Annotated in this window: 19 protein-coding genes and 1 pseudogene; 12 read left to right on the forward strand and 8 right to left on the reverse strand. The window is 65.5% G+C overall.

From position 1 onward, the window contains the following. Position 1 precedes the first annotated feature (1 nt). The 4 genes and pseudogenes from ACO1BU_RS13915 to ACO1BU_RS13930 all read right to left on the reverse strand — a co-directional run bounded on the left by ACO1BU_RS13915 (position 2) and on the right by ACO1BU_RS13930 (position 2,530). Positions 2-639 (reverse strand): annotated as a pseudogene (locus ACO1BU_RS13915) (shikimate kinase). 51 nt (positions 640-690) lie between these two features. Further along, positions 691-1,164 (reverse strand): acyl-CoA thioesterase, encoded by a 474-nt coding sequence (locus ACO1BU_RS13920; RefSeq protein WP_424136558.1) that lies wholly within the window; start codon positions 1,162-1,164, stop codon positions 691-693. Beyond that, positions 1,148-1,420: a ferredoxin reductase domain-containing protein gene (locus tag ACO1BU_RS13925; protein ID WP_424136559.1), complete on the reverse strand. Its 273-nt coding sequence runs from the start codon at positions 1,418-1,420 to the stop codon at positions 1,148-1,150. Before ACO1BU_RS13925 ends, ACO1BU_RS13920 begins: the two co-directional genes overlap by 17 nt. 975 nt (positions 1,421-2,395) lie before the next feature. Next, positions 2,396-2,530: a hypothetical protein gene (locus tag ACO1BU_RS13930; RefSeq protein ID WP_424136560.1), complete on the reverse strand. Its 135-nt coding sequence runs from the start codon at positions 2,528-2,530 to the stop codon at positions 2,396-2,398. Positions 2,531-3,339: 809 nt separating this feature from the next. On the opposite strand from ACO1BU_RS13930, the gene ACO1BU_RS13935 reads away from it, so the two are divergent. Beyond that, a complete protein-coding gene (locus ACO1BU_RS13935; protein WP_424136561.1) occupies positions 3,340-4,320 on the forward strand; it encodes a S1C family serine protease in 981 nt (326 codons plus the stop codon). Between the two features lie 327 nt (positions 4,321-4,647). On the opposite strand, the gene ACO1BU_RS13940 is transcribed toward ACO1BU_RS13935, so the two are convergent. Continuing rightward, on the reverse strand, positions 4,648-6,627 hold the full coding sequence (locus tag ACO1BU_RS13940) for a right-handed parallel beta-helix repeat-containing protein (RefSeq protein WP_424136562.1): 1,980 nt from the start codon (positions 6,625-6,627) through the stop codon (positions 4,648-4,650). 704 nt (positions 6,628-7,331) lie between these two features. Between ACO1BU_RS13940 and ACO1BU_RS13945 the strand changes: the two genes are divergently transcribed. From ACO1BU_RS13945 to ACO1BU_RS13955, 3 genes are read left to right on the forward strand one after another with little or no spacing between them, the layout of a single operon-like run. After that, on the forward strand, positions 7,332-9,473 hold the full coding sequence (locus ACO1BU_RS13945) for an FUSC family protein (protein WP_424136563.1): 2,142 nt from the start codon (positions 7,332-7,334) through the stop codon (positions 9,471-9,473). Continuing rightward, the gene (locus tag ACO1BU_RS13950) at positions 9,473-9,667 is read left to right on the forward strand and encodes a DUF1656 domain-containing protein (protein ID WP_424136564.1); all 195 of its coding nucleotides are present in this window, start codon (positions 9,473-9,475) and stop codon (positions 9,665-9,667) included. Before ACO1BU_RS13945 ends, ACO1BU_RS13950 begins: the two co-directional genes overlap by 1 nt. Before the next feature lie 7 nt (positions 9,668-9,674). Then, positions 9,675-10,595, forward strand: a complete 921-nt coding sequence (locus tag ACO1BU_RS13955; protein WP_424136565.1) for an efflux RND transporter periplasmic adaptor subunit — start codon at positions 9,675-9,677, stop codon at positions 10,593-10,595. A gap of 138 nt (positions 10,596-10,733) precedes the next feature. On the opposite strand, the gene ACO1BU_RS13960 is transcribed toward ACO1BU_RS13955, so the two are convergent. From ACO1BU_RS13960 to ACO1BU_RS13970, 3 genes are all read right to left on the reverse strand, one after another. Continuing rightward, entirely contained in the window at positions 10,734-11,297 is a 564-nt protein-coding gene (locus ACO1BU_RS13960; RefSeq protein ID WP_424136566.1) for a type 1 glutamine amidotransferase domain-containing protein, read from the reverse strand. A 145-nt stretch (positions 11,298-11,442) separates the two neighbouring features. Beyond that, positions 11,443-12,762 carry an erythromycin esterase family protein gene (locus ACO1BU_RS13965; protein ID WP_424136567.1) on the reverse strand — a complete coding sequence of 440 codons (1,320 nt, stop codon included), beginning with the start codon at positions 12,760-12,762 and terminating at the stop codon, positions 11,443-11,445. Between the two features lie 155 nt (positions 12,763-12,917). Then, positions 12,918-13,049 carry a hypothetical protein gene (locus ACO1BU_RS13970; RefSeq protein ID WP_424136568.1) on the reverse strand — a complete coding sequence of 44 codons (132 nt, stop codon included), beginning with the start codon at positions 13,047-13,049 and terminating at the stop codon, positions 12,918-12,920. Positions 13,050-13,644: 595 nt separating this feature from the next. On the opposite strand from ACO1BU_RS13970, the gene ACO1BU_RS13975 reads away from it, so the two are divergent. From ACO1BU_RS13975 to ACO1BU_RS14010, 8 genes are all read left to right on the forward strand, one after another. Continuing rightward, positions 13,645-14,643 carry an asparaginase gene (locus ACO1BU_RS13975; protein ID WP_424136569.1) on the forward strand — a complete coding sequence of 333 codons (999 nt, stop codon included), beginning with the start codon at positions 13,645-13,647 and terminating at the stop codon, positions 14,641-14,643. Positions 14,644-14,828: 185 nt separating this feature from the next. Continuing rightward, positions 14,829-16,598, forward strand: coding sequence for an IlvD/Edd family dehydratase (locus tag ACO1BU_RS13980; RefSeq protein ID WP_424136662.1), 1,770 nt, complete (start codon positions 14,829-14,831; stop codon positions 16,596-16,598). Position 16,599: 1 nt separating this feature from the next. Next, a complete protein-coding gene (locus ACO1BU_RS13985) occupies positions 16,600-17,670 on the forward strand; it encodes a LacI family DNA-binding transcriptional regulator (protein WP_424136570.1) in 1,071 nt (356 codons plus the stop codon). Beyond that, positions 17,667-18,620, forward strand: a complete 954-nt coding sequence (locus ACO1BU_RS13990) for a sugar kinase (protein WP_424136571.1) — start codon at positions 17,667-17,669, stop codon at positions 18,618-18,620. The genes ACO1BU_RS13985 and ACO1BU_RS13990 overlap by 4 nt, the downstream gene beginning before the upstream one ends. Next, positions 18,617-19,264, forward strand: a complete 648-nt coding sequence (eda, locus tag ACO1BU_RS13995) for a bifunctional 4-hydroxy-2-oxoglutarate aldolase/2-dehydro-3-deoxy-phosphogluconate aldolase (protein WP_424136572.1) — start codon at positions 18,617-18,619, stop codon at positions 19,262-19,264. Before ACO1BU_RS13990 ends, eda begins: the two co-directional genes overlap by 4 nt. After that, on the forward strand, positions 19,264-20,454 hold the full coding sequence (uxuA, locus tag ACO1BU_RS14000) for a mannonate dehydratase (protein ID WP_424136573.1): 1,191 nt from the start codon (positions 19,264-19,266) through the stop codon (positions 20,452-20,454). The genes eda and uxuA overlap by 1 nt, the downstream gene beginning before the upstream one ends. Before the next feature lie 125 nt (positions 20,455-20,579). Further along, the gene (locus ACO1BU_RS14005) at positions 20,580-21,593 is read left to right on the forward strand and encodes a Bug family tripartite tricarboxylate transporter substrate binding protein (protein ID WP_424136574.1); all 1,014 of its coding nucleotides are present in this window, start codon (positions 20,580-20,582) and stop codon (positions 21,591-21,593) included. 155 nt (positions 21,594-21,748) lie between these two features. Next, positions 21,749-22,726 (forward strand): Bug family tripartite tricarboxylate transporter substrate binding protein, encoded by a 978-nt coding sequence (locus ACO1BU_RS14010; protein WP_424136575.1) that lies wholly within the window; start codon positions 21,749-21,751, stop codon positions 22,724-22,726. Positions 22,727-22,731: the final 5 nt, after the last annotated feature.

Here is a 22,731-nt window from a genome sequence, read left to right on the forward strand (position 1 = left end):
CTTATTGGGCTGCGGCGGTTCCCAAGGATTCCAGTGCCAGCAGCTCCTGCAAGGTCTCGTTCACCGTGCAGCCCGAGGTATCGACCGTGAAGTCCGCCCGGGCGTAGAGGGCTTCGCGGCTCCGCAGGATCGCCCGAAGATCATCCATGGCCCGCTTGTTGTCGCGCATTGGCCGCGTGTCTCCCTGCTCGATAACGCGGCGCATATGCTCCTCCGGGCTCGCACGTAGCCAGATGGTGGTGCAGGTATCAGGAGCAGGCTGAAGGTGGCGGGATCGGCCACGATGCCGCCGCCGGTCGCTATCACCGCTGGCTGGTCCTCGCGGATCAGCCATTCCAGCGCGGCGCGCTCCGGCCGCCGGAACCCCTCCTGCCCGTGAACGGCGAAAAGATCGGACAGCTCCATCCGGCCTTCCCATTCCTCCTTCCGGTCAAGTTCCACGAAGCGGATGTCCAGCTTTTCGGCCCGCAGGCACCCGAGGGTGGACTTGCCCGCGCCGCGTAGCCCGATTAACGCGATGCGCTGAAGGCGCGACCGTGCCTCCGGGCGGCCGAAATGACGCAGCAGAAGATGCCGCGCCTCGGCCAGTCGCGCCTCCGGCAGCTGCGCCACCAGCTGGTTCAGCAACTGACGCTCCACGCTGCCTGCGTTTTGTAACGTCTCCGGAATATCGGGGCTGTGGCGCCTGACTCAGGCCGACAGTGTCCGCTCGGCTCTGGCCGCGAAGTCCGCATCGGGTCGTAGCAACTCCCGGATCCGCTCGGGCACGCGGATAGGGCGCATCTCCGGGCCGCTGACATCCGCCGTCGCGCAGATCATCTTGCCCTCGAAGGCCAGCCTCTCGCCGACGCGGCCCCGAACCGCGAAGGTGAGCGAACCGCCGCCCAGTCGGGCGAGGCGCACCTCCGTCTCCAGCAGGTCGCGCGGCGTCAGCGGGCTGCGGAAGTCGATCTCGACATGTACGAAAGGGGTGCCGATCGCCTGGTCCACATTCAGTTCGTAGAAGCCGGCTCCCAGCCGGTCGAGCAGAAAGGCCTCGATCGCATCCATAGCGAAGTCCAGAAAGCGCGCCGTGTAAGCTATCCGGGCGGGATCGGACTCACCCCATCTGACGCGCCGCGCATGGACGAAGGGAAATTTCCTGCCCTCAGTAGGTTTCGACATGCCAGCGACCCTGCTCCCGCATCTCCGCGCGGAGCGTGGGCCAGTCGAAACCACCCTGCGTGGCGATCTCCGTCAGCACAGCGTCCAGGCCGTCCTCCAGCCCGCGCAGGCCGCAGACATAGACATGGGTGCGGGGCCGCCGCAACAGCTCGGCCATCTCGGCGGCCCTGACGCGTAGGCGATCCTGCACATACTCCTTCGGCATGCCCGGTACTCGGCTGAAGACCAGCTCCTGCCGCAGTAGGCCGGCGGGCACCTTTTGCAGCGGGCCGAAGTAAGGCAGGTCCTCCGGCGTACGGGCACAGAAAAAAGAGATGCAGCCGGCCGCGCCCCTCGATACCCAGGCGCCGCCGGCGCTCGGTGAAGCCGCGGAAGGGGGCGGAACCGGTTCCCGTGCAGAACATCACGATGTCCGCATCCGGATCGTCCGGCATCAGGAAGGTCGCGCCAAGCGGGCCGACCACCTGCACCGTGTCACCCACCTTGAGGCCGCACATGTAGTTGGAGGCAAGGCCGTAGAAGATGCCGCTATCATGACGTGGCTCCGCCACGCGCTTGATCGTCAAGGCCAGGTTGTTAGCGCCGGGCTTCTCACCATCCCGTGCGCTGCTGATCGAGTACAGCCGCATGGCATGCGGCCGACCATCTGCATCTATTCCCGGTGGCACAATGCCGATGCTCTGCCCCTCCAGCACCGGAAAAGGACGCGTTCCGAAATCGAGGATGATGTGATGCACGTCCGAGCTGGTGCCAGACCTGGTCACACGGATATTGCCGGTCATCCGGGCCGAGGCGGGTGAAGCACGGTTAAACAGGTTCACCTTCGGCCTGGCGGCGGAGGCCGAAGCACGGGCCTTGCCGCCTGCGCCTCAATGCGCATCCGCGAAGAGGGCCGCGACCTCCGGGTCCAAATCCTCCGCATCCCCATCGGAGGACGCTGACTCAGGCGGGCGCCGCGGCAGCTCCTGCCAAGAAAACTGCTCCTCCAGCGAGAAGGGCCGGGAGACATGAAACCAGTTGTCGATGGCTCCGGTCGGACAAGGCGCGACGCAATCCATGCAGTGATTGCAGATCCCGGCACCGACGACATAGTTGTTGTGTTGTGGATGATGGCTCCCGCCGAGCAGGTCGCCTTGCAGGTATTGCAGCGGATGCAGATCTCAGGGTCAATCAGGTGCTGGTTCAGGGCCGTGCCACCCATTCGCTGCTGCATCAACCTGGGCCATCGCCATCACCACGCCGGAATGCCGGTGCCCACCAGCACCTCCGCCCGGTCCCGGCTGACCAGGCGGCTAACGTTCTGCACGGCCGCATCCGGATTGCTCTCGTCGTCGAGCAGAACAATCTCGACAGCACGGCCAGCCATCCGGCCTCCACGTTCCTAGTGATACATCTCGAACGCAGCAGCGATATTCTGACCCAGGGGGCGTAAGTGCCGGAGAAGGGCAGCATGAGACCCACCTTTAGCGGGGCCCCTGCGCGATAGCCCGACGAGCCAAGCCGCTGCCGGTCCGGCCGGCGGCGGCCGGAAGGCCGGCGAGTCTACGACGCCTGATGGGCACGGCGCGATCGCGCAGTGAACGTCTCCCCGAACGAACCCGGTCTTTGCTCGCCGGCTTCTGGTTCCAGGGCGGAACATCCCGGGATCGGCGAGGGCATGCAGAATGCTGCATGTTCCCTCGTGAATAGGCAGGATTTTGCATGCGCTTCCGCCGCCGTGACAGCGGTCTGAGCGCTGGCAGCTCCCGTCGCCGGGCTGCACTGGCGGCGACGACAGGCGTGGGCGGTCTGCAGGCATCGCGGAGCGGGGCGGTTGAGCCGCTTATGAAGCCGGCCCGGACTGTCTGCCCCCAAGGCGAACTCAGGCGCGCCAACCAGAGCCGCCACGACTTTTGCACCTCCCGGAAAATGCTGGTGGACGCCGCCGGCGCCTTTTGGGGGGGAGCCGCAGCGTGGTACGGTCAGACTGGTTGATTGGAGACAACCGCGGAACCAGAAGTCCCGGATGCGGACGAGAAGGCCGTACCGCCTCCCGGGGAACGCGCCCGCCCGCACGCAGGCCCGGAAGCGCGACTGACAGGCCGGTAGGCGCTGGAGGGTGTCCTGACCTGATAGTCGTGCAGGCCGGCGCCGGGTGAGACATGAAGAACGGATTCGGTCGAGGAGATGCGGCTTATGGCAGATTTCGGCGAAGGTCCGGCCGTTCCGGCCGCGTTACGTCCGAAGCCGAGCGACTACGGCTATGACCTCGATCAGGCGCTATCCGCCATTGTAGCCCTGCGCGCCCGAATTCCGGACGACGCGTTCACGGCCGGAACCCTCGGGACGGAGCGGGTCGGGAATGCGGTCTTAATCCGCGCGGATGGCCTCTTCCTCACGATCGGCTACCTGATCACGGAGGCGGAGGAGGTTTGGCTGACGACGGCCGAGGGGCGTGTCCTGCCGGGCCATGTGGTCGGCTACGACCAGGTCACGGGCTTCGGGCTTGTCCAGGCCCTCGGGCGGGTCGGCGTGCCGCCTCTGGCACTCGGCGCCGCCAGCCATGCACCGGTCGGCGACCGGATCGTGTTCGCCGGGGCGGGAGGGCTGGCGGGTTCGCTGGCTGGGCGGATTGTCGCCCGCCAGGAATTTGCAGGCTATTGGGAATACCTGCTGGACGCGGCGATTTTTACGGCGCCCGCCCATCCGCGTTGGAGCGGCGGCGCCGTCATCAGTCAGGAGGGAACTCTCATCGGAATTGGGTCGCTGCAGATGGGGCATGATCCGGGCGATGGACGCACCAGAATGCTCAATATGAGCGTTCCGATCGATCTTCTGAAGCCAATCCTGCACGAGATATTGACGCTGGGGCGACCGGATCGCCCGCCGCGACCCTGGCTTGGGGTGACCGCCAGTTCGGATGAAGGCCATGTTCTGTTGTTGGGGGTAACCAAAAATGGGCCGGCAGCGAGGGGCGGGCTGCGGCGGGGAGACATTATCCTGGCGGTCGGACAGCAGCCCGTCGCCGATCTGGCCAGCTTCTTCCGCGGGCTCTGGTCGCTGGGCCCAGCGGGGGTGGACGTACCTCTGGTCGTCGATCGCGAAGGGGACCGGTTCGAGGTCAGCATCACCTCTGGTGACCGTCAGCGCTTCCTGAAATCCGCACCTCTGCATTAGCGCCAGGAAAACTGTCCGACTGCCCGCTGCCTAGGATGCCAGCGGCGTGTTGCCCAGGATGACCCAGGTGCCATCGCCCGCCGACCGGTCCTTGCGGTTGGTCGATCTTGCTCCGGCATCCCATCCTTGGGGCACGTCGTGCTGTCTGCGTGTCAATCCTGGCCTGACCCAATGCTGACGGACAGCCTCAAACCTTGGGCCGAAAACTTTTTTTCTGTCGCGCAGGCCAGTGTGACTTCGGATCGACCGCGACGCTTACTCCCGGCTTTGGGGACCGGCCCGACATAAGTCGGCCGGTCCCCACCGAAGTACGGCGCCTCGCGGCTTTTAGACGAACCAGATATGGTCCGCGTGGAACTCGGACTTAACCGTATCCACTATGGTCAGCTGGTCGGACCCGAGCGTGATGACGGTGTTCTGACCAACCGTCTTTGCATGGGCCATAACGTCCGAAAAGTCCTTGAACATAGTGCTGCTGAAAACAAGGACGTCGTGATTCGTCCCACTTCCCTCGGCGTAGAAGTCCTGGATCTTATCGCTGCCGAATCCTTGCTTGAAGATGAACTGGTCATTCCCAGCACCACCACTCAAGAGGTCGTTTCCGGCTCCTCCGGTGATCTTATCATGGCCCGCACCTCCGCTGATGGTGTCGTTGCCACCCTTGCCGTCGATGGTGTCGTTGCCGCCAAGGCCGGAGATCTTCTCGCCTTTGGAGGTGCCATTCAGGCTGTTGCTGTTATTATTGCCCAGAATATCGGGGCCAGCGGTGGTGGTCGGCGCAGGCGTAGGAGCGGGCGTCTGAGTTGGCGTCGGGGTGGGTGCCGGCGCGGGGGTTACGGCGGGACTCGTCACGGGATCCGCCGCGCCCGATCCCGACATCCACTGGTCGAGATTCGGGCTCGCGGGCGCGGAGGTGGCCGCAGCAAAGCTGTTCGTGCCGGTCGTGGCCGCTTCGAACTGGGAGTAGGTATGCGCGGCGTCACCCCAGTTGAAATGCCCGTCAGTGCCGTAGAACTTGTTGTTATTCCAGCTGCTGCCGCCGCTGACATAGGCAGCGTTGTTGATATTGCTCTCCCCGCCGTTTCCGCCGTTGCCCGACGCATTCACGATGATGTTGTCGTGAATCTTCTCATTCCGAATGAGGTATGCACCGCGGTCACCGGAGCCACGATCTTCCTCGATCAGGCTGATTCCGTTCCCGGCATTCGTCGAGTCGACATAGTTTCCGTATACTTCGACATTCGGCGAATTATGGACCTGGATCTGCCCGCCCCAAAGCCAGACGGGGTTGCCCTGAGTGCCACCACCAATGCTGTTGTAGCCGTTTCCAATGACGGTGTTGTTCTTGATGACCGCGTCGTAGCTGATCTCGTGACTGATGCCGGCGAGGGCGTTGCCAACCACCAGATTGCCGTCATAGGTCGTGTTGTAATTGTTGATATCGGTCCAGAGACCATTCCCAGCGTTATCGTGCGAGTAGTTCCCCTTCACCAGGAGGTTCGTCGTCTCGGTGAATTTGGTGCCACCGCCCTCCCAGCTCATGTCGATACCGGACCAGTAACCGTTGCGGGCCAGTTCGTTGCCCTGGACGACAATGTTGGCGCCGCCGCCGTCCAGCCCCATCTCACCATTGTCATGGACGTAGTTGCCGATGATCTTGCCATTGGTACCGACATTGGCACCGACGCCGTAGATCAGGCGGATCTCATTATTCTGGATCGTCCACCCCTCGCCGCTGCCGCCGTCGACGGCAGAATACTGAGCAGGGGTGCTGTACTTTTCGATGGTCAGCCCGCTGATCGTCACGTTGTCCGCGGAACCGTTGAAGGCCACTGCGCTCTGCCCCGTCTCGACCTTATGGCCGGTCGGGTCGCTGCCGAGATAGATCTTGTCGGCCTTGTAGTCGAAGTAGAACGAGCCTTCCGTCAGCTTCGACAGCGCATCGACAGGCTTCAGGGGCTTGTCGTCGAAGAAGACCGTTTCCGGATACCCCCCGCGCTGGGCGCCCGTGGCGGTATGGTCCGTCAGGTTACGGACACCCTCCTGCGTCTGGCCGCTGATCACCCAGGCGGAGCCGGACTTGGTGAAGGAGGTGATCAACTCCGATCCGTTCAGCACGGCTCCCGGAGCACCCAGGAACGCATCGCCGTCCTTTGGCTGGATTGACACCTCGCGGTGGATTCCTGGGGCAAACCAGAAGGTCGATCCGGCGGGGGCGTTGTTGACGATCTGCTGGTAGTTCGCGCCGATGTTGAGCTCTATCGCGCCAGCGGGCTTCTGCCCGGCTACAACTCCGTAAGTAGGCAATTAGTATAACCTCTTCTCGATATAGAAACACATATTTTCAGATAGTTGTCTGATGGACGCCCTCGGTTCATGTCATAGGTTAATCTGAAATTATTGCAAGCGAGAGTCGTAATTCCTATTCGATGTACTTAGGAAAGTTCAATATTTTAGACGATATAAAAATAAATGTGCAATTTCCGGATTCGTGTTACTTTTTCCGCCAGAAATTCCTCACTGCGTGCTCAGTCTCCTATCTGATTCGGTTGTCGCCCGGTCCGATCGAGCGGCGTGGTAGTGCGGGAAGGCGCGAAACGCTGGCGATGGTCTTTTCCTACCGCTCGCGCTGGCGTAGTCGCCCGGCATGGATGCGGCTGTACGGACCGAGGTCGGGAAGGCGATCAATGATGTGGAGGCATCTCTCCTTCAGGTGGCGCCGGCAGGCCCGGGTATCTCGGTCCGCCAGCATCCGCCCGCCCTGCCCGTTGGGCCTGCAGGATGTCGGCGGATCGCTCAGATGAGGCGAGGTCGGAGACGGCCTCCGTGCAATCCGGCTCTTACAGGATCAACAGCTCTGTTCTGTCACGGCGCTGATCCCATGCTCCGCGCCATCTGCTGCTGCAGCGCCATCGCCCCCGCGCAAAACGGATGAGCCGGCGCCCCGTGACCTTGTTCCCCAAAGCTGACCGTTGCGCGGCAAGCCTCGACTGTGCCCGGGTGAAATGTCCTTGACGAGCACGCAGCAAGGCGTCGGGATCAGCCATCCCGCGACGGGTCCCGCTGCCTCCGGAAGCACGGCCGGGGGCGCGCTGGCTGCGATGGGGGCCCGGATCCGGCGCGGGCTGCCCAGCCTGCCGATGGGCTGGGCACAGGTCTTCCGGACGCTCCTCGCCTTTTCCACGGCGCTCTACCTCGCCTATGCCCTGCAGCTCGAAAGCCCCTCCTCGGCGGGAATGACCGTCCTGATCGTGGCCGGAACCTCACGCGGCGCGGTGCTGTCCAAGAGTCTCTATCGCGCGCTTGGCACGGCAGTGGGCGCGGCCGTCTCCGTTGTCATGATTGCCTGGTTCGCCCAGGCACCCTGGCTCTTTCTTCTCAGCTTTGCCCTTTGGCTGGGCTTCTGCACCTATCTCGCTTCGCTCCTGCGCTATTTCCGCAGCTACGGCGCGGTGCTTTCAGGCTACACCATCGTGATGGTTGGCCTGGCGGCCGTGCAGGATCCCGCGAACGTCTTTCATGTGGCGACCAGCCGTATCGCGGTGGTCAGCCTGGGCGTCTTCGTCACCGCGCTTGTCTTCCTGCTGACCGATCCCGGGCCACGGGCCCGGCAGGTCTTCGCAGCCGTCACGCGCCTGATTGCGGCCGTGGGCGGGCTGACCCGGCACGCCCTCGCGCAGGACGATGTGGCCGAACTGCGCGCCACGCGCAGCAAGGTTGCCGGCGAGCTGACTGCGCTGGACCAGATGGTTGAATTCGTCTCCGTCGAGGATACCGGCTTCAACCGGCACGCCGACGGAATCCGCCTCGCCGTCGCGGAGCTCTTCGCCATGCTGACGGCCGGGCAGCGAACGGGCCGGCTGCTCGCTGACCCGGCACTGGCCCATGACCCGCGTGTTCCTGCGATGCGGGAGCGGCTGACGAATCTCGCTACCCGGATGTCAGCCCTCGTCCCCGATGCGCCCTTCGACGACCTGCACCGCGACGTCCGCGCCGCGCAGGCCGACGCAGCCCAGGCCACCACCGAATGCCACGACCTTCCCGTCCTCACTGCGCTGGAGAGAGCCGACGCCATGCTGCGCCAGATGGTGCGGATCCTGGACGTGCTGGCGGATCTGCGCGACGACCGGCCGCGCACCCCGGCGCTGCGCCTGCGGGTCTACGCCAATCCTGTCACCGCCCTGCGTAACGGGACGCGCGCCGCGCTCGCTGTCTTTCTCGGCGGTGCCTTCTGGCTGATCAGCGGCTGGTCCGCTGGGCCCGGCGTGCTCGCGTTGCTCGGCCCGATGTGCGCGCTGCTGGCCACCACGGAAAGCGCGGCCGCCGCGAGCATTGGCTTTTTCAAGGGGGTGTGCCTGGCGATCCCTACCGGTCTGGTCGTGGGCTATGCCGTGCTGCCGCTGATGAACAGCTTCCCGCTGCTGCTACTGAGCATCCTGCTCTTCCTGGTTTTCGGCATCCTCCTCAGTCAGCGCCCAGCAACGGCGGGGATCGGCACGTCGTTCCAGATCTTCTTTATGGCCACCGTCGCACCTGGCAATCCGATGACCTATAATCTGGCCGGCGCGTTGGATGGCGCCTTCGCCAATCTGATCGGAGGGGTCTGCGGCGTGTTGGCCTTCCGCGTCCTGCTGCCGCCAGATCCCGTGGCGGAGGCGCGGGTGCTGCAGCGCTCCCTGGTCCGCGCCGTGCAGCGTCTTGCGGACGGGCCACTAATGCCCTGGTTGGTCTGGGAGCATCTGCAGCATCAAAAACTTGTGCGACTGTCCCGACGTGTGACTGCCATTGCCCCGGCGCTGCGCGCTGAGGCCGTAAGCGATGGCGGCGCCGCGGTCCTGATCGGCCGGGCGGTGATCCGGGCGCGCCTCATCGCCGCAAGGCCGGATATGCCGCCCGCCGGGTCGGCTATCGTGTCGCGCTTTCTTGCTGCGCTCCGCCGCCTGCGCGAGGCGCCGGATACCGTCGCGGACGAGGCGCGGCGCGGCGCCACGGAGCTGGCAGCTTTGGAAGGCGCCAACGCCACCGTGTTCCACGCCGCGGCCATGCTGCATGAGATTGCCGCCATCCTTGCCGAGCGGACACGCTTCTTTGTGCGCGGCCATGACTGGCTGGTGCAGGGGTCGGTCCCTACGCTGGCCGCGGAGGCGCGGTGATGCTGTCCGAAGTCAGTATCGCCGGGGTCTACTTGGCACCCATCGTCGTTGAGGGACTGCTGGGTCTGCTGATCTTCCTGGCCTGCCGTTTTGTCCTGGGACGCCTCGGCCTGATCCACCGCCTCTGGCATCCGGCGCTTTTCGAGGTGGCGCTTTTCGTGTCGATCGTGTCCCTGCTCGTCCTGCTCCGGTAGAACCCTTATGCGCTTTATCAGACCCGCCCTTCGAGTCCTGGCCACCCTTGTGGCGGTGGGCGTCGCCGCTGCGCTGGCGGTGATGCTCTGGCAGTCCTACATGCTGGCGCCTTGGACCCGGGACGGTCGCGTCCAGGCGCAGGTGGTCAATGTAGCCCCTGAGGTGGCAGGCACAGTGATCGAGGTTGCCGTCCGGGATGGCCAATTCGTGCATCGCGATGACGTGCTCTTCCGGATTGATCCGGTCCGCTTCCAACTGGCGCTCGCCCAGGCGCAGGCGGCGGTCGACAGGGCCCATAACGAGTTCGCCTTCGCCCAATCGGAAGCCAGGCGGCAGCAGCAGCTGCGTGTCTATGCGTCCGAGGAGGCGCGGGAGCGAGCCGAGAACACTGCGAATGTCGCGGCCTCGACGCTTGAGCAGGCGCGGGCCGAGCTGGAGGTGGCGAAGCTCAACCTGGCGCGTTCCACCGTGCTGGCGCCAGCTAATGGCTACGTGACCCATCTGCGCCTGCGCGCCGGTACCTATGTCTCCGCCGGGCAGCCGCAGGTGGCGGTTGTGGACTCCGACTCCTTCTGGATTGAAGGCTATTTCGAGGAAACCAAGCTGCATGCGCTGAAGCCCGGCGAGCCCGCCCGGATCAGGCTGATGGGCTATAACACCCCCTTCGCCGGACGAGTGGAAAGCGTCACGCGCGGCATCAGCGACCCGAACGACGTCGCCAGCAACCGGGGGCTGCCCTCGGTAAACCCAGTTTTCACCTGGGTGCGCCTGGCGCAGCGCATTCCCGTGCGCATCGCCATCAATGAGCTTCCCCCCGACGTGACGCTTGTGGTTGGGATGACGGCCTCAATCGCAATCGGACCGGAAGCGGAGCGCGGCGCGGGGCTCGGCGGATATGTTCGGGACTGGTTGCGCGACCGGTTGTAGGCGCCCGCTGATCGCTGGCGGCTCAGGGCTGAAGCCCTACCCCCTGGGATTCGTCAGGCCGCCAGTGCCGGGCGGAACCGAAGGCCCGGGCCGGGGCGTAAAGCTTCTTCAGTCCTCCGCCCGGCCGGGGTTCCGAGGTCAGGCCACCTTCGGGGAGGGCGCGGCGTTCGCGACGAGTTTCAGCATGTTTTCGCAGAAGGCCGGCAAATCCTTCGGATTGCGCGAAGTCACAAAATTGCCGTCCACCACGCAGCTTTCGTCTACCCAGGTGGCGCCGGCGTTGCGCAGATCGGTCTTCAGAGAGGGATAGGAGGTCATCTTCCGGCCCTTCACCGCGCCCGCCTCCACCAGCGACCAGGGGCCATGGCAGATGGCGGCGATCGGTTTTCCGGCCTCGACGAAGCCCCTCACAAAGGCCACGGCCTTCTCGTCCTGCCGTAGCTTGTCCGGATTGGTGGTTCCACCCGGCAGGACGAGCGCATCGAACTGCTCGGGCCGCGCTGCAGCAACCTCCAGATCCACCCTGATCTTCTCAGAGGGATTTACGTCCCCGTCCATGGCCTGGATCTCGCCCCCTTTCAGCGACACGACCCTGACCTCCGCTCCGGCCTGTTGCAAAGCCCTCATCGGTTCGGTCAGCTCAACCCGCTCGACCCCGTCCGTTGCCAGGATCGCAACCTTGCGGCCCTTCACATCAGCCATGTGAACCTCATCTCCGTCGGAATTCGGAAGCCCGGCCCTGTCCCGGCTCCTCCGGCAAGGCTAAACGGCCAGCGCAGCGCAGGGTTCATCAGGCCTGGCGCATGAGTGCCGAGCGGCAGGCGCGCAGCATTTGCCCGGATTGGGATCAGAGGCCGAACGGGTAGGTATCCTCGGCGCCGTTCTGCTGTTCCGTGCGCAGTGGCGTGACAGCCGTGGTCTCGTCGAACCAGACATAGGCATCGAACTGGCCGGGAAGGCTGCACTCGGTGTAATGGCTCCAGCGCTCCGTATCCGGCCGGTAGATCACCCCGATGAAGCGCTCCAGCCGGTCTCGCATCAACTCCTGGCGCAGTTGGTCATGCACACCTTCGCGCAGGTCGAGCAGGAAGCGAGCAACTCCGCTATCATGAGCCAGCCGCTCATAGCTGTCGGGGCGGGAGGGGTTCACGCGCTTGACCTCCATCGGCTCATCCCAGTCATCGGCGCAGGCGACGGTACCCGTGTGGGTGCCGAAGCCGATCAGCGCCGCCTGGACGCCGAAACGCTCACGGCAGAGCTGACCGATGTTAAGCTCATCGCGCTCCCGGCCCATATCGGTATGGGTCGCGTCGCCGATATGGGAGTTATGTGCCCAGACCACCGCCTTCGCCTGAGGCCCCTTGGCCTGCAGCAGAGAGCAGAGCGTCTCGAACATATGTGTGTCGCGCAGGTTCCAGCTCTTGGCGCCGCTGTAGAACATTGCGCGGTAATAAGCCTCGGCGTTCTTCACGAGCCGAGCGCTTGCCTCAGCATCGAGGAAACCCTCGCCGTCGCCGCTGACATACTCGACCCTTCGGTCCAGCAGTTCGCGCAGCGTCTTAACCGCCCCTTCCTCGCAAGGGGCGTAGCCTCGGGACAGCGCCATACGGCCATAGGTCTGCGGCTCATCCATCCATGGCATCAGGCAGCCATAGCGCTCCCGCGCGACTGCAGCCGCCTCAGGGTCCACGCGGTCGAGATAGCCGAGCACCGCCTCGATGGAGGCCGAAAGGTTGTACAGGTCAAGGCCGTAGAAGCCCGCCCGGTTCTCTGGCGCCCGATCCGCGTTCCAGCGTCGAAGCCAGCCGATCAAGGAAGCTACGTCCGTGTTGCGCCACATCCATGCGGGGAAACGCGCGAAGGGCGGCTCCGCGTCGGGTGATGCCGGGCGGCCGCGTATATGGCGGTCCACCACTGCGGCGTCCGGCCAGTCGGCCTCCACGGCGACGATGTTGAAGCCGTGCCGCTCGATCAGCCGCCGGGTGATTGCGGCGCGGGCGCGGTAGAACTCTGACGTGCCGTGGCTGCATTCGCCCAGCAACACCACGCGCCGATCTGCGAAGCGGTCGAACGCCGTGCCAAACGCCGGGTCGTCAAAATCGGGCAGTGGCTCGGCGGCGGCCCGGATCAGCTCGGGTAGGGTTGAGTTCTGGCTCGTGTCGGACATTGGGCGCTTTCCGCTTCTCTTTCTAAATCGGTCATGATGGATCCGTGGGCGCGATCAGGTCGCGCCCATGGCGCGTTCCAGATGCGTGCCCCGCCCTACGCGAGCAGAGAGGCCACACGGCCGCGCCCCCCTTGCAATTCACCTCCGGCCGGGCACTAGGCCGGCCGGCGTGCTGCTGCCGTGCCAGCGGCCGTGATGGACGAACGGCTGCCACCGAAATGCCCGACCACACAGTTCACCAGCGCCGCGAGTTCGGGACCGGCATAGGCTGCACCGAAGGCGGGCATGAAGACATCTCCTTTGTTCGTCCTCAGATCGCTCGCATCACTGAGCACCTGGAGGAGGATCGTGGCCAGAGAGGCCGTAGCTACATCGGGGTAGGTCGAGATCTAACCACGCATTCTGGATGTCCCCGCCGGCTGGGCTCCGTTCGACGGCCTCCCGTGGTCACCTGGCGCGCGCCGACTGATGTCACCAGAAGAATGCGGAAACGCGCAGGTTTCCTATCCAGTTGCACCTTGCGTGCGCCGCATTGGGCAACACCGCGGCCGAGCTTGTTGCCGGGCAGGACGATGGCATCCCACAATACCCAAAGAAGGGACATGTCGGACGGAACCTCAACTTCGTGAGCTGTCCCATTCACCATGGAGAAGACCACGATGACCCCGCGGCCGACCCGTTTTATGCCGCGGTCTGTCGCCATCTGCCGCTCTGGCTCAGACGCCGCGCCACGTGTGATGAGGATTCCCAGAGCAGGTAGGTGAATAACGATCTTTATGAAATGACCTTTGGTAGCGAGGGCACGGCCAGGTGCCGCGCCCTTCCCAAGGAGGATGCGGCCCGATACCACGGCATCATCGGAAACTTGGCGGAGCGTGCGGCATGAGGCCTGGGGTTGCGTTCATCGGAACGGGTGGCACGATTGCGTCCCAGGGCGCGGGTCCCCTGGATACGACAAATTACGGCTCGTCCGGCAAGCCGATCCTGAACGCGTCCGAGATCGTTGCGCGGTTTCCGGAAGTGGCCGAGGTGGCGGAGGTTTTGCCCGTTCCTTTTAGCGCTGTGCCCAGCCCGGAGATCCATTTCCCGACCTGGAAGGCGCTCGTCCGCCTTTGCGATCATTTGGTGGCGGAGCAGCCGGATCTCGCCGGCATCGTCATTGGGCACGGGACCGCGACACTGGAGGAAACGGCCTACGTGCTTCACCTCGCGGTGAAGGTACCCATTCCCGTCGTGCTTGTTGGGGCCCAGCGCCCCTCCTCCTCGCTCTCCACCGATGCCGGGCTGAACCTGGTGAATGCCATCCGCGTGGCCGCCGATCCTGCGTCTCGAGGACTTGGCGTGCTGGTGGTGCTGAATGACGAGATCCAGGCCGCGCGTGAGGTGACGAAGACCTCCACCGGCCGGATGCAGACCTTTCGCACCCCTGATTTTGGCGTGCTGGGACAGGCAGACGGCGACAGCGTTAACTATTACCGCCGCCCGCTGCGCCGGGCCGCGCCGGAGACAGAATTCGACTTGCGAGAGTTAGACGCTCTTCCGCGAGTAGACATCGCCTATGCTTATGCGGGTTCGGATGGAACGGCCGTGCGGGCCTTTCTCGCTGCCGGGGCCAGGGGGATCATTTCCGCCGGCTTCGCACCCGGCTTCTGTGGGCCAGGCGATCTGGGTCCGCTGCGCGAGGCAGTGGCCCAGGGAACTGTGGTGATGCAGGCCACGAGGGCGGGTTCCGGCCGCGTGTTCCCAACCGGCAAGCTGAAGGAATACGGCTTTCTGACAGCCGATAATCTCACGCCCCAAAAGGCCCGCATCCTCCTCTCGCTGGCGCTTACAGTGACGCAAGACCCTGCGGAGATCGAGCGTATCTTCGCCACCTACTGAGGTGTCTGCTGGGTGGCCCGGAACGCCGCCGCCCGGCAGCCGCTGGTTCGTTCACGTCCTTCGGATCGCAGGCATCGGCGATTGACGAGATCGCGCCAATGGTCCTACGACTCTGCGCATTGGATCGATCCAATACGAAGCGTCACGGAACGACGGGCTTGAAGGCCCGCTGGGCGGGGAATGTCATGGGTAAGTTGCGCAGCCAGGCGTGGTTTGACGACTCGCATGACCCGGACATGACGGCGCTTTACCTGGAACGCTATCTCAATTTCGGCCTGACCCGAGCCGAGTTGCAGTCTGGCCGCCCGATCATCGGCATCGCTCAAACCGGCAGCGACCTTGCTCCCTGCAACCGCCACCATCTGGTTCTGGCTGAACGGGTGAAAGCCGGGATCCGGGATGCCGGCGGTATCCCAATGGAGTTCCCGGTTCATCCGATCCAGGAGACGGGCAAGCGCCCGACGGCCGCGCTGGATCGCAACCTGGCCTATCTCGGCTTGGTCGAGGTGCTGTTCGGCTATCCGCTCGACGGGGTCGTGCTGACGACGGGTTGCGACAAGACCACGCCGGCCTGCCTGATGGCGGCCGCGACCGTGAACATCCCGGCTATCGTGCTCTCAGGCGGTCCGATGCTGGACGGGCATCACAAGGGCCGCCTCGCCGGGTCAGGCACCATCATCTGGGAGGCGCGACAGCGCCTTGCCACCGGGGAGATCGGCTACGAGGAGTTCATGGACATGGCCGCGGCCTCGGCGCCCAGCGTTGGCCATTGCAACACCATGGGCACTGCTCTTTCCATGAATTCGCTGGCGGAAGCGCTGGGCATGAGCCTTCCTACCTGCGCCTCCATCCCCGCGCCTTATCGCGAGCGGGGCCAGATGGCCTTCCGCACCGGCCTGCGTATCGTGGACATGGTGCGCGAGGATCTGACGCCACGCGCGGTGATGACGAAGGAGGCTTTTGAGAACGCGATCGTGGTGGCTTCGGCCCTTGGCGCCTCCACAAACTGCCCGCCGCATCTGATTGCCATCGCCCGGCATGCGGGGGTGGAGCTGTCGCTGGACGACTGGCAGCGCGTGGGCCATGCGGTGCCGATGCTGGTGAATTGCCAGCCGGCCGGTGCTTATCTTGGCGAAGCCTTCCACCGCGCGGGCGGCGTGCCCGCCGTGATGAAGGAACTTTTGGATGCCGGGCTACTGCATGGCGGGGCGCGCAGCGTCACGGGCCGTACTGTGGCGGAAGAGCTGGAAGGCGCCGTGGCACAGGACCGCGACGTCATTCGCCCCTTCGCCGCGCCACTGATGCCCGAGGCTGGCATGCTGGTGCTGCGGGGCAATCTTTTCGACTCAGGGGTGATGAAGACCAGCGTCATCTCGCCGGAGTTCCGTACCCGCTATCTCTCCAACCCCCGGGACCCGGACGCCTTCGAGGGACGCGCAATCGTCTTCGAGGGGCCGGAGGATTACCACGCCCGGATCAACGACCCGGCTCTGGCAATCGACGAGTACTGCATCCTGTTCATCCGCAATTGCGGCCCCGTCGGCTATCCTGGCTCGGCAGAGGTGGTGAACATGCAGCCGCCGGACGCGCTGATCCGCCGCGGCATCACCTCCCTCCCCTGCATCGGCGACGGACGGCAGAGCGGCACCTCGGCAAGCCCCTCTATCCTCAATGCCTCGCCGGAGGCCGCCATAGGTGGCAATCTTGCGATCCTCCGCACCGGAGACCGCGTGCGGGTGGACCTGCGCGCGCGCCGCGTGGACCTGTTGGCGAGCGAGGAAGAAATCGCCGCCCGCCGTGCAGCGTTGTCGCCCGTCACGCTGCGGAACCAGACACCCTGGCAGGCGCTCTACCGGCAGACGGTAGGCCAGCTTTCCGATGGCGCTTGCATCGAGAGCGCCCTTCCCTACCAGGACCTCGCCCATACCGCTGGCCTGCCGCGCCATTCGCACTAGGATGGACGGCACCCCCTCCCCGAGCGGCCGGCTGACCCTGCGCGAGGTTGCGGCGCGAGCGGGCGTTTCGCGCGCCACTGTCTCTCTCGTCCTGCGCGAAAGCCCACTTGTCGCAGCCGAGACGCGGGAACGGGTGCGCGTTGCCGTCCACGAACTGGGTTACACCTATCATCGCGGGGCAGCGATGATGCGGGCCAGCCGCAGCCACACCATCGGTCTGATCGTCACCGACATCACCAATCCCTTTTTCGGCGAGATGGCGGTGGGGGTGGACGCCGCGATGGATGAGGCCGGCTATGTCTCCTTCCTTGTCAGCACGGATGAGGATCTGGGCCGGCAGGAGCGCTTCCTGCGCCGCATGCGCGAGCAGGGTGTGGATGGCGTGGTGCTCTGCCCCGCCGTGGGCACGCCGCCCGAACTGATACGCCGCCTGCACGAATGGCGCGTGCCCTGCGTGCAGGCCCTGCGCCGGGTGGGGAATGAAGCGCCGGGCGACCACGCCGCGGCCGACAACCGCCTTGGCCTGGAGCAGGTGGTCGAACACCTTTTGCATCTCGGCCATCAGCGTATCGTTTATCTGGGCGACAATCTCGGAAGTTCCGTCTCACGGGATCGGCGCGAGGGCTTCAACGCCGCAATGCGCCGCCGCGGGCTGGACACCGGCCCCATGATCAAGGTGCCCGTGTCGCGCCAAGCCGGGGCCGAAGCCATGGGAGCCCTGCTGGACGGCGCAACGCCGCCGACGGCCGTCGTGTGCTTCAATGATGTGGTCGCCTTCGGTGCGATGCTGGGGCTTGAGCGGCGCGGCCTGCGGGCCGGGCGCGACATGGCCGTAACCGGCGTGGATGACCTGCCGGAGTCCGCGCAGTGCGAGCCGGGCCTGACCACTGTCTCCACCCTGCCACGCCAGGTCGGCGTGGAGGCCGGGCGGCTTCTGCTGCGCCGCATTGCCGAGCCGGAGCGCACACCAGAGCAGGTGACCCTTCCAACACGCCTGATGGTGCGCGGCTCTTGCGGTGCGTCACGAGGCGCCGGTGTCGCCGGATTGACCGTGGGGCACGCGGTGCCATGAGGCGGGACTCTAACCACGTCGCCTGCCTGGGCGAGTGCATGATCGAGTTGCGCGAGCGGCCGGACGGGCTTCTGGCACGCGGTTTTGGCGGGGATACGCTGAACACCGCTGTCTATCTGGCGCGGCTCGGGGTTGCGGTGGAGTATGTCACCGCGCTGGGCGACGACCCACATAGCGACGAGATGCTAGCTTCCTGGAAGACGGAGGGGGTGGGTACTCGCCATGTGGCGCGGGTGCCCGACGCAGTGCCCGGTCTCTACCTTATCCAGACTGATGCGCGTGGTGAGCGCCGTTTCTCCTACTGGAGAGACAGCGCGCCGGTGCGCCGCCTATTCGAGCTGCCGGAGACGCCGCTGATCAAGGCGGCGCTGGCGAGGGCCGGGATCCTCTATCTTTCCGGCATCACGCTTTCCTTGTTCCGCCCGCCAGAGGCGCGGGAACAGCTTTTCGGTGCACTGGAAGCGGCCCGCGCCGCCGGCGCCCGCATCGTTTTCGACAGCAACTTCCGCCCGCGCGGCTGGCCGGATCCGGAGGAGGCACGCAGGGCCTTCCATCGGGCCATGGCGCTTAGCCACACCGTGCTGGCGGGCGTGGAGGACTTCGCCCTGCTGGAAGGCGAGACCACGCCCGAGGCGTTGGTCGTGCGGCTGCGCGAGGCCGGGTTGCAGGAAGCAGTGGTGAAGCGGGCCGAGCCCGGCTGCATCGTACTCTGCGGTGATCGGCAAACCGATGTCCCACCGCCTGAAGCGGTGAAGCCGGTGGATACCACCGCGGCCGGAGACAGCTTCGCCGCTGCCTATCTCGCCGCTCGCTTGGCGGGAAAGCCACCCGAGGCGGCGGCACTTGCCGGGCACCGGCTGGCCGGCGTCGTGATCCGCTATCCCGGCGCGATCATCCCACGCGATGCGATGGCGCCCGGCATCATCGACAGCCCATCGGAGGTTTCATGACCACTACCCCCTCCCCGGCCGAGATGCTGCGCGCGGCGCGGATCGTGCCGGTACTGACGATCCGCGACGCTGCGATAGCGGTGCCGCTCGCACGCGCGCTGGTGGCCGGGGGCCTTCCGCTGTTGGAGATCACCTTGCGCACCGATGCCGGGGTGCGGGCAGCTGAGGCGATCATGGCCGAGGTGCCGGAGGCCGTGGTCGGGCTGGGCACGGTGGTAACGCGGCGCGACCTGGACCTCGCCCTCCGTATCGGCGCTACCTTCGCCTTCTCTCCCGGAGCGACGCCGGAGCTGTTGGATGCGGCGGCGGAGGCAGGTTTTCCTTTCGTGCCCGGTATTGCCACGGCGTCGGAACTGATGGCTGCGATGGCGCGCGGCTTCTCCGCCGTCAAACTCTTCCCGGCAGCGCAGATCGGGGGGATTGGCGCTCTTAAGGCACTTGGCGCGCCTTTCCCGGAGGCGCAGTTCTGCCCCACAGGTGGCATCGCGGAGAAGGAGGCGCCCGATTATCTGGCTCTGCCCAATGTGGTGGCAGTGGGTGGCTCCTGGCTCGCCCCAGCCGATGAGGTGGCAGCGGGGGACTGGAAGGCCATAGAGGCCCGCGCACGACGTTCCCTGGCCGCAGTCTCCGGGAGGAACGCCTGATGCTGGAAACCTGGCGCTGGTTCGGCCCGGACGATCCTGTGACGCTCGCCCATGTGCGGCAGACCGGCGCCGCCGGTGTAGTCACGGCACTCCACCACCTTAACCAGGGTCGCGCCTGGCCGGAGGAGGAGGTGGCGAAGCGTAAGGCGATGATCGAGGCAGCCGGGCTGACCTGGTCGGTGGTCGAAAGCATCGCCGTGTCCGAGGACATCAAGACACGCACGGGCAACTTCCGCGCGCGGATCGACGACTACAAACGGTCCGTCCGCGCCGTGGCCCGGGCAGGCGTGAGGACCATCTGCTACAACTTCATGGCGGTGACGGACTGGACGCGGACGGACCTGAACTGGCCGCTGCCGCATGGTGGCACGGCGCTCCGCTTTGACTGGACGGATTTCGCTGCCTACGACCTCTTCGTGCTGCGCCGCCCGGGCGCGGAGGCCGACCATCCGCCCGTGCGGCGCGCCGCGGCCGAGGCGCGCTTCCGGGGCATGTCAGAAAGCGAGATCAGCAGGCTGGAGCGCGTGCTGATCGACTGGCTGCCGGCGCGGGAGTTTGTCTATGACCGTGCGGGCCTCCAGCGCATGCTCGACCTCTACCGGGCTGTTGGCACTGATGGCGTGCGCGCCAACCTCATCGAGTTTGTGCGTGAGATAGCGCCCGTTGCTGTTGAGGAAGGAGCGCGGCTCTGCATCCACCCGGATGATCCGGCCTTCCCGATTTTCGGCTTGCCCCGCGTGATGTCCACGGCTGCCGATGCGCGTGCGCTGCTTGAAGCCGTGCCGGATCCGGCCAACGGCCTTACCCTTTGCACCGGCGCCTTCGGCAGCAACCCGGATAACGATCTACCAGCCATGGCGGCCGAATTCGGACCACGCATTCACTTCGCGCATCTGCGGAACGTGACGATCGAGGATGACGGCTCTTTTCATGAGGCGGACCATCTGGACGGGAACACTGACATGGTTGCGGTCGTCGCCGCGCTGATGCGGGAGGAGGACCGGCGCCGGTCCGAAGGACGCGAGGATGCAGTCATTCCCATGCGGCCCGACCACGGCCATTTGCTGATTGATGACATCGGGAAGGCCGTAAACCCCGGCTATTCCTGCATCGGTCGCCTGAAAGGCCTGGCTGAGTTGCGCGGGGTGATGCGCGCCGTGCGTGCCTTCCGCGATGGAGCGTTGAACTAAACTGGCCGGGTGCTGGCTTGAAGACGAGACGTCCGTTCCGGGGCCGATCATGCCGCGAAGTCCAAGAGGGCCCGGCACCGGCTGGAGCGTCGTAGCAGCGACAACAGTTCTGGGAGATCCAAGAGATGACATTCGAAAGGAACGGAGGCCTGCTGGTCTCCCGGCGCGGGGCAATGGCGGGGGCACTCGGCGTCACGCTTGCCAGCCCCTTCGTCGCCCGCGCCCAGCAGGCTTGGCCAAACCGACCGGTCACCTTGGTGGTGGGCTTCCCGCCGGGCGGCCAAACCGATTTCGCGGCACGCATTCTCCAGCAAGGGCTCTCCTCCGCTCTGGGGCAGCCAGTGGTGATCGATAACCGCGGCGGCGCTGGTGGAAATCTCGGCACGGATTACGTGCTGCGCGCCCGGCCGGACGGCTACACCCTGCTGGTCGGGAATGCCAACCCGCTGACCATCAACCCGCACACCTTCCAGGGCATGACCATCGACCCGCTGCGGCTGACAGCCATCGGGATGATGTTGCAGTCCTCGCTGATTCTCTGCGTCCACCCCTCCGTGCCCGCGAAGTCACCGATGGAGTTCGCGGCCTGGGCGCGGGAGGCTAATAGCGGCAGGGGCATCAACTATGGCTCCGGCAGCGCGGGCAGCCTCACCCATGTCGCGATGGAGCTGTTCAAGAACAGCATCGGAAATCCGCCGATGGAGCATGTTCCCTATCGCGGTAGCGGTCCCGCCCTGCAGGATTTCATCGTCAACCGCTTCAGCGCAATGTTCGACGGCGCCTCGGTCATGGCGCCCTTTATCCGGGCCAACCAAATCCGCCCCATGCTTACGACGGGCCAGGAGCGGATTCCCGCCTTCCCCGACATCCCGACCGCAACGGAGCTGGGGCTGAAGGATTTCGTCTTCAACGCCTGGATCGGCCTGTTCGGCCCGCCCGGCCTGCCCGCCGAGGTCGTCCAGCGTGCGAACGCCGCCATCAACCAAGCGGTGCAGGATCCGACGGTGCGCGAGCGGATCACCAGCCAAGGCGACGAGCCGGGAGGCGGCACGGCAGAGCAGCTGCACGCCATCCTGCATCGTGACCACGCCCGCTGGGGCCAGGTGGTAAGGGCGAACAACATCCGCGCTGACGCCTGAGAAGCGGACGGAGCCGGGGGCATTGCCGCGCCCTCGGCTATGTCACCGCCGATCGGCGTAGGAAGCTCCATCGTTCCGGCCTTGTTTGCGCCTGGCCATCTCTCCCTTAGGATACGGCCGATTAACGAATACCAAGCTCGGGAGAGAAAACATCCATGCGAAGGAGGATGATCCTCGGGGCACTGGCCGCGCCGGCAGTCCTGCATCCGGCAGCGATCCGCGCCCAGGGGCAGCGGAGTTATGCGACCCGCCCAGTGCGGATCATCGTCGGCGTTGCGCCCGGCATCGGCACGATTGACCTGACGGCCCGGGCAGCAGCCGATCCGATGGCCGAGGCACTTGGCCAGCCGGTGGTGGTGGAGAACCGCCCGGGGGCGGGCGGAATTATAGCGGCCGAGGCCGCGGCGCGCTCCCCGGCGGATGGGCACACCCTCTTTCTTGGAGGGGCGGATGCGGTGGTCCATGCTTTCTTACTCGCGGACCGACAACCGCTCGACCCCTTCAAGGATTTCACGCCGGTATCCCGCGCCACCCGTGACCACTGGATGGTGGTGGCCACTCCGTCGCTCGGCGTGAACACCCTGGCGGAGCTTGCGCAGGTTGGAAAGCAGCGGGCGGGCGAACTCAACTATGCCTCCTTCGGCGTGGGGACCGTGTTCCACCTGATCGGCGCGCGCCTGGCTCAGCGCATGGGCTTTGAAGCCGTGCATGTTCCCTACCGCGGCGACTACACCTCGGACCTGCTGGCGGGCCGCATTGCCTATCTCGTGCAGCCCACGGCGCTGCTATTGCCGCATGTCCAGGCCGGTAAGCTGAAGGCGCTGGCCGTGATGTCGCCGGAACGCCTGCCGCAGGTGCCTGACGTGCCCACCATCGCGGAGGCTGGCTTTCCTGACCTCACCTTCAACATGGGCATTATCCTCTGGGCCCCCGGCGGCACCCCGCCTGGAATCATCTCGCAGGTCAATGCGGCCTATGACCGCGCGGCGTACACCCCTTCCGTGCGAAACCGCCTGGCGGACATGTCGCTGGAGACAGTGGGTGGAAGCACGCAGGAAGCCGCCGAGTACACCCGCTGGTTTGTGTCATTTGTTGATGACCTGCGCGCGAAAGTGTTGGGCTCCGCGCGCTGAGGCCT

It is taken from the genome of Roseomonas chloroacetimidivorans (assembly GCF_049629625.1).
Taxonomy (GTDB): Bacteria; Pseudomonadota; Alphaproteobacteria; order Acetobacterales; family Acetobacteraceae; genus Roseomonas; species Roseomonas chloroacetimidivorans.

Excerpts from the sequence above, each read along its gene's own strand:
- ACO1BU_RS13985 (WP_424136570.1), top strand. The coding sequence starts at position 16,600 with ATGGACGGCACCCCCTCCCCGAGCGGCCGGCTGACCCTGCGCGAGGTT.
- ACO1BU_RS13955 (WP_424136565.1), top strand. The coding sequence starts at position 9,675 with ATGCGCTTTATCAGACCCGCCCTTCGAGTCCTGGCCACCCTTGTGGCG.
- ACO1BU_RS13935 (WP_424136561.1), top strand. The coding sequence starts at position 3,340 with ATGGCAGATTTCGGCGAAGGTCCGGCCGTTCCGGCCGCGTTACGTCCG.
- ACO1BU_RS13930 (WP_424136560.1), bottom strand. The coding sequence starts at position 2,530 with ATGGCTGGCCGTGCTGTCGAGATTGTTCTGCTCGACGACGAGAGCAAT.
- uxuA (WP_424136573.1), top strand. The coding sequence starts at position 19,264 with ATGCTGGAAACCTGGCGCTGGTTCGGCCCGGACGATCCTGTGACGCTC.
- ACO1BU_RS13965 (WP_424136567.1), bottom strand. The coding sequence starts at position 12,762 with ATGTCCGACACGAGCCAGAACTCAACCCTACCCGAGCTGATCCGGGCC.
- ACO1BU_RS13970 (WP_424136568.1), bottom strand. The coding sequence starts at position 13,049 with ATGCCCGCCTTCGGTGCAGCCTATGCCGGTCCCGAACTCGCGGCGCTG.
- ACO1BU_RS13980 (WP_424136662.1), top strand. The coding sequence starts at position 14,829 with ATGGGTAAGTTGCGCAGCCAGGCGTGGTTTGACGACTCGCATGACCCG.
- eda (WP_424136572.1), top strand. The coding sequence starts at position 18,617 with ATGACCACTACCCCCTCCCCGGCCGAGATGCTGCGCGCGGCGCGGATC.
- ACO1BU_RS14010 (WP_424136575.1), top strand. The coding sequence starts at position 21,749 with ATGCGAAGGAGGATGATCCTCGGGGCACTGGCCGCGCCGGCAGTCCTG.
- ACO1BU_RS14005 (WP_424136574.1), top strand. The coding sequence starts at position 20,580 with ATGACATTCGAAAGGAACGGAGGCCTGCTGGTCTCCCGGCGCGGGGCA.
- ACO1BU_RS13950 (WP_424136564.1), top strand. The coding sequence starts at position 9,473 with ATGCTGTCCGAAGTCAGTATCGCCGGGGTCTACTTGGCACCCATCGTC.
- ACO1BU_RS13975 (WP_424136569.1), top strand. The coding sequence starts at position 13,645 with ATGAGGCCTGGGGTTGCGTTCATCGGAACGGGTGGCACGATTGCGTCC.
- ACO1BU_RS13990 (WP_424136571.1), top strand. The coding sequence starts at position 17,667 with ATGAGGCGGGACTCTAACCACGTCGCCTGCCTGGGCGAGTGCATGATC.
- ACO1BU_RS13920 (WP_424136558.1), bottom strand. The coding sequence starts at position 1,164 with ATGTCGAAACCTACTGAGGGCAGGAAATTTCCCTTCGTCCATGCGCGG.
- ACO1BU_RS13960 (WP_424136566.1), bottom strand. The coding sequence starts at position 11,297 with ATGGCTGATGTGAAGGGCCGCAAGGTTGCGATCCTGGCAACGGACGGG.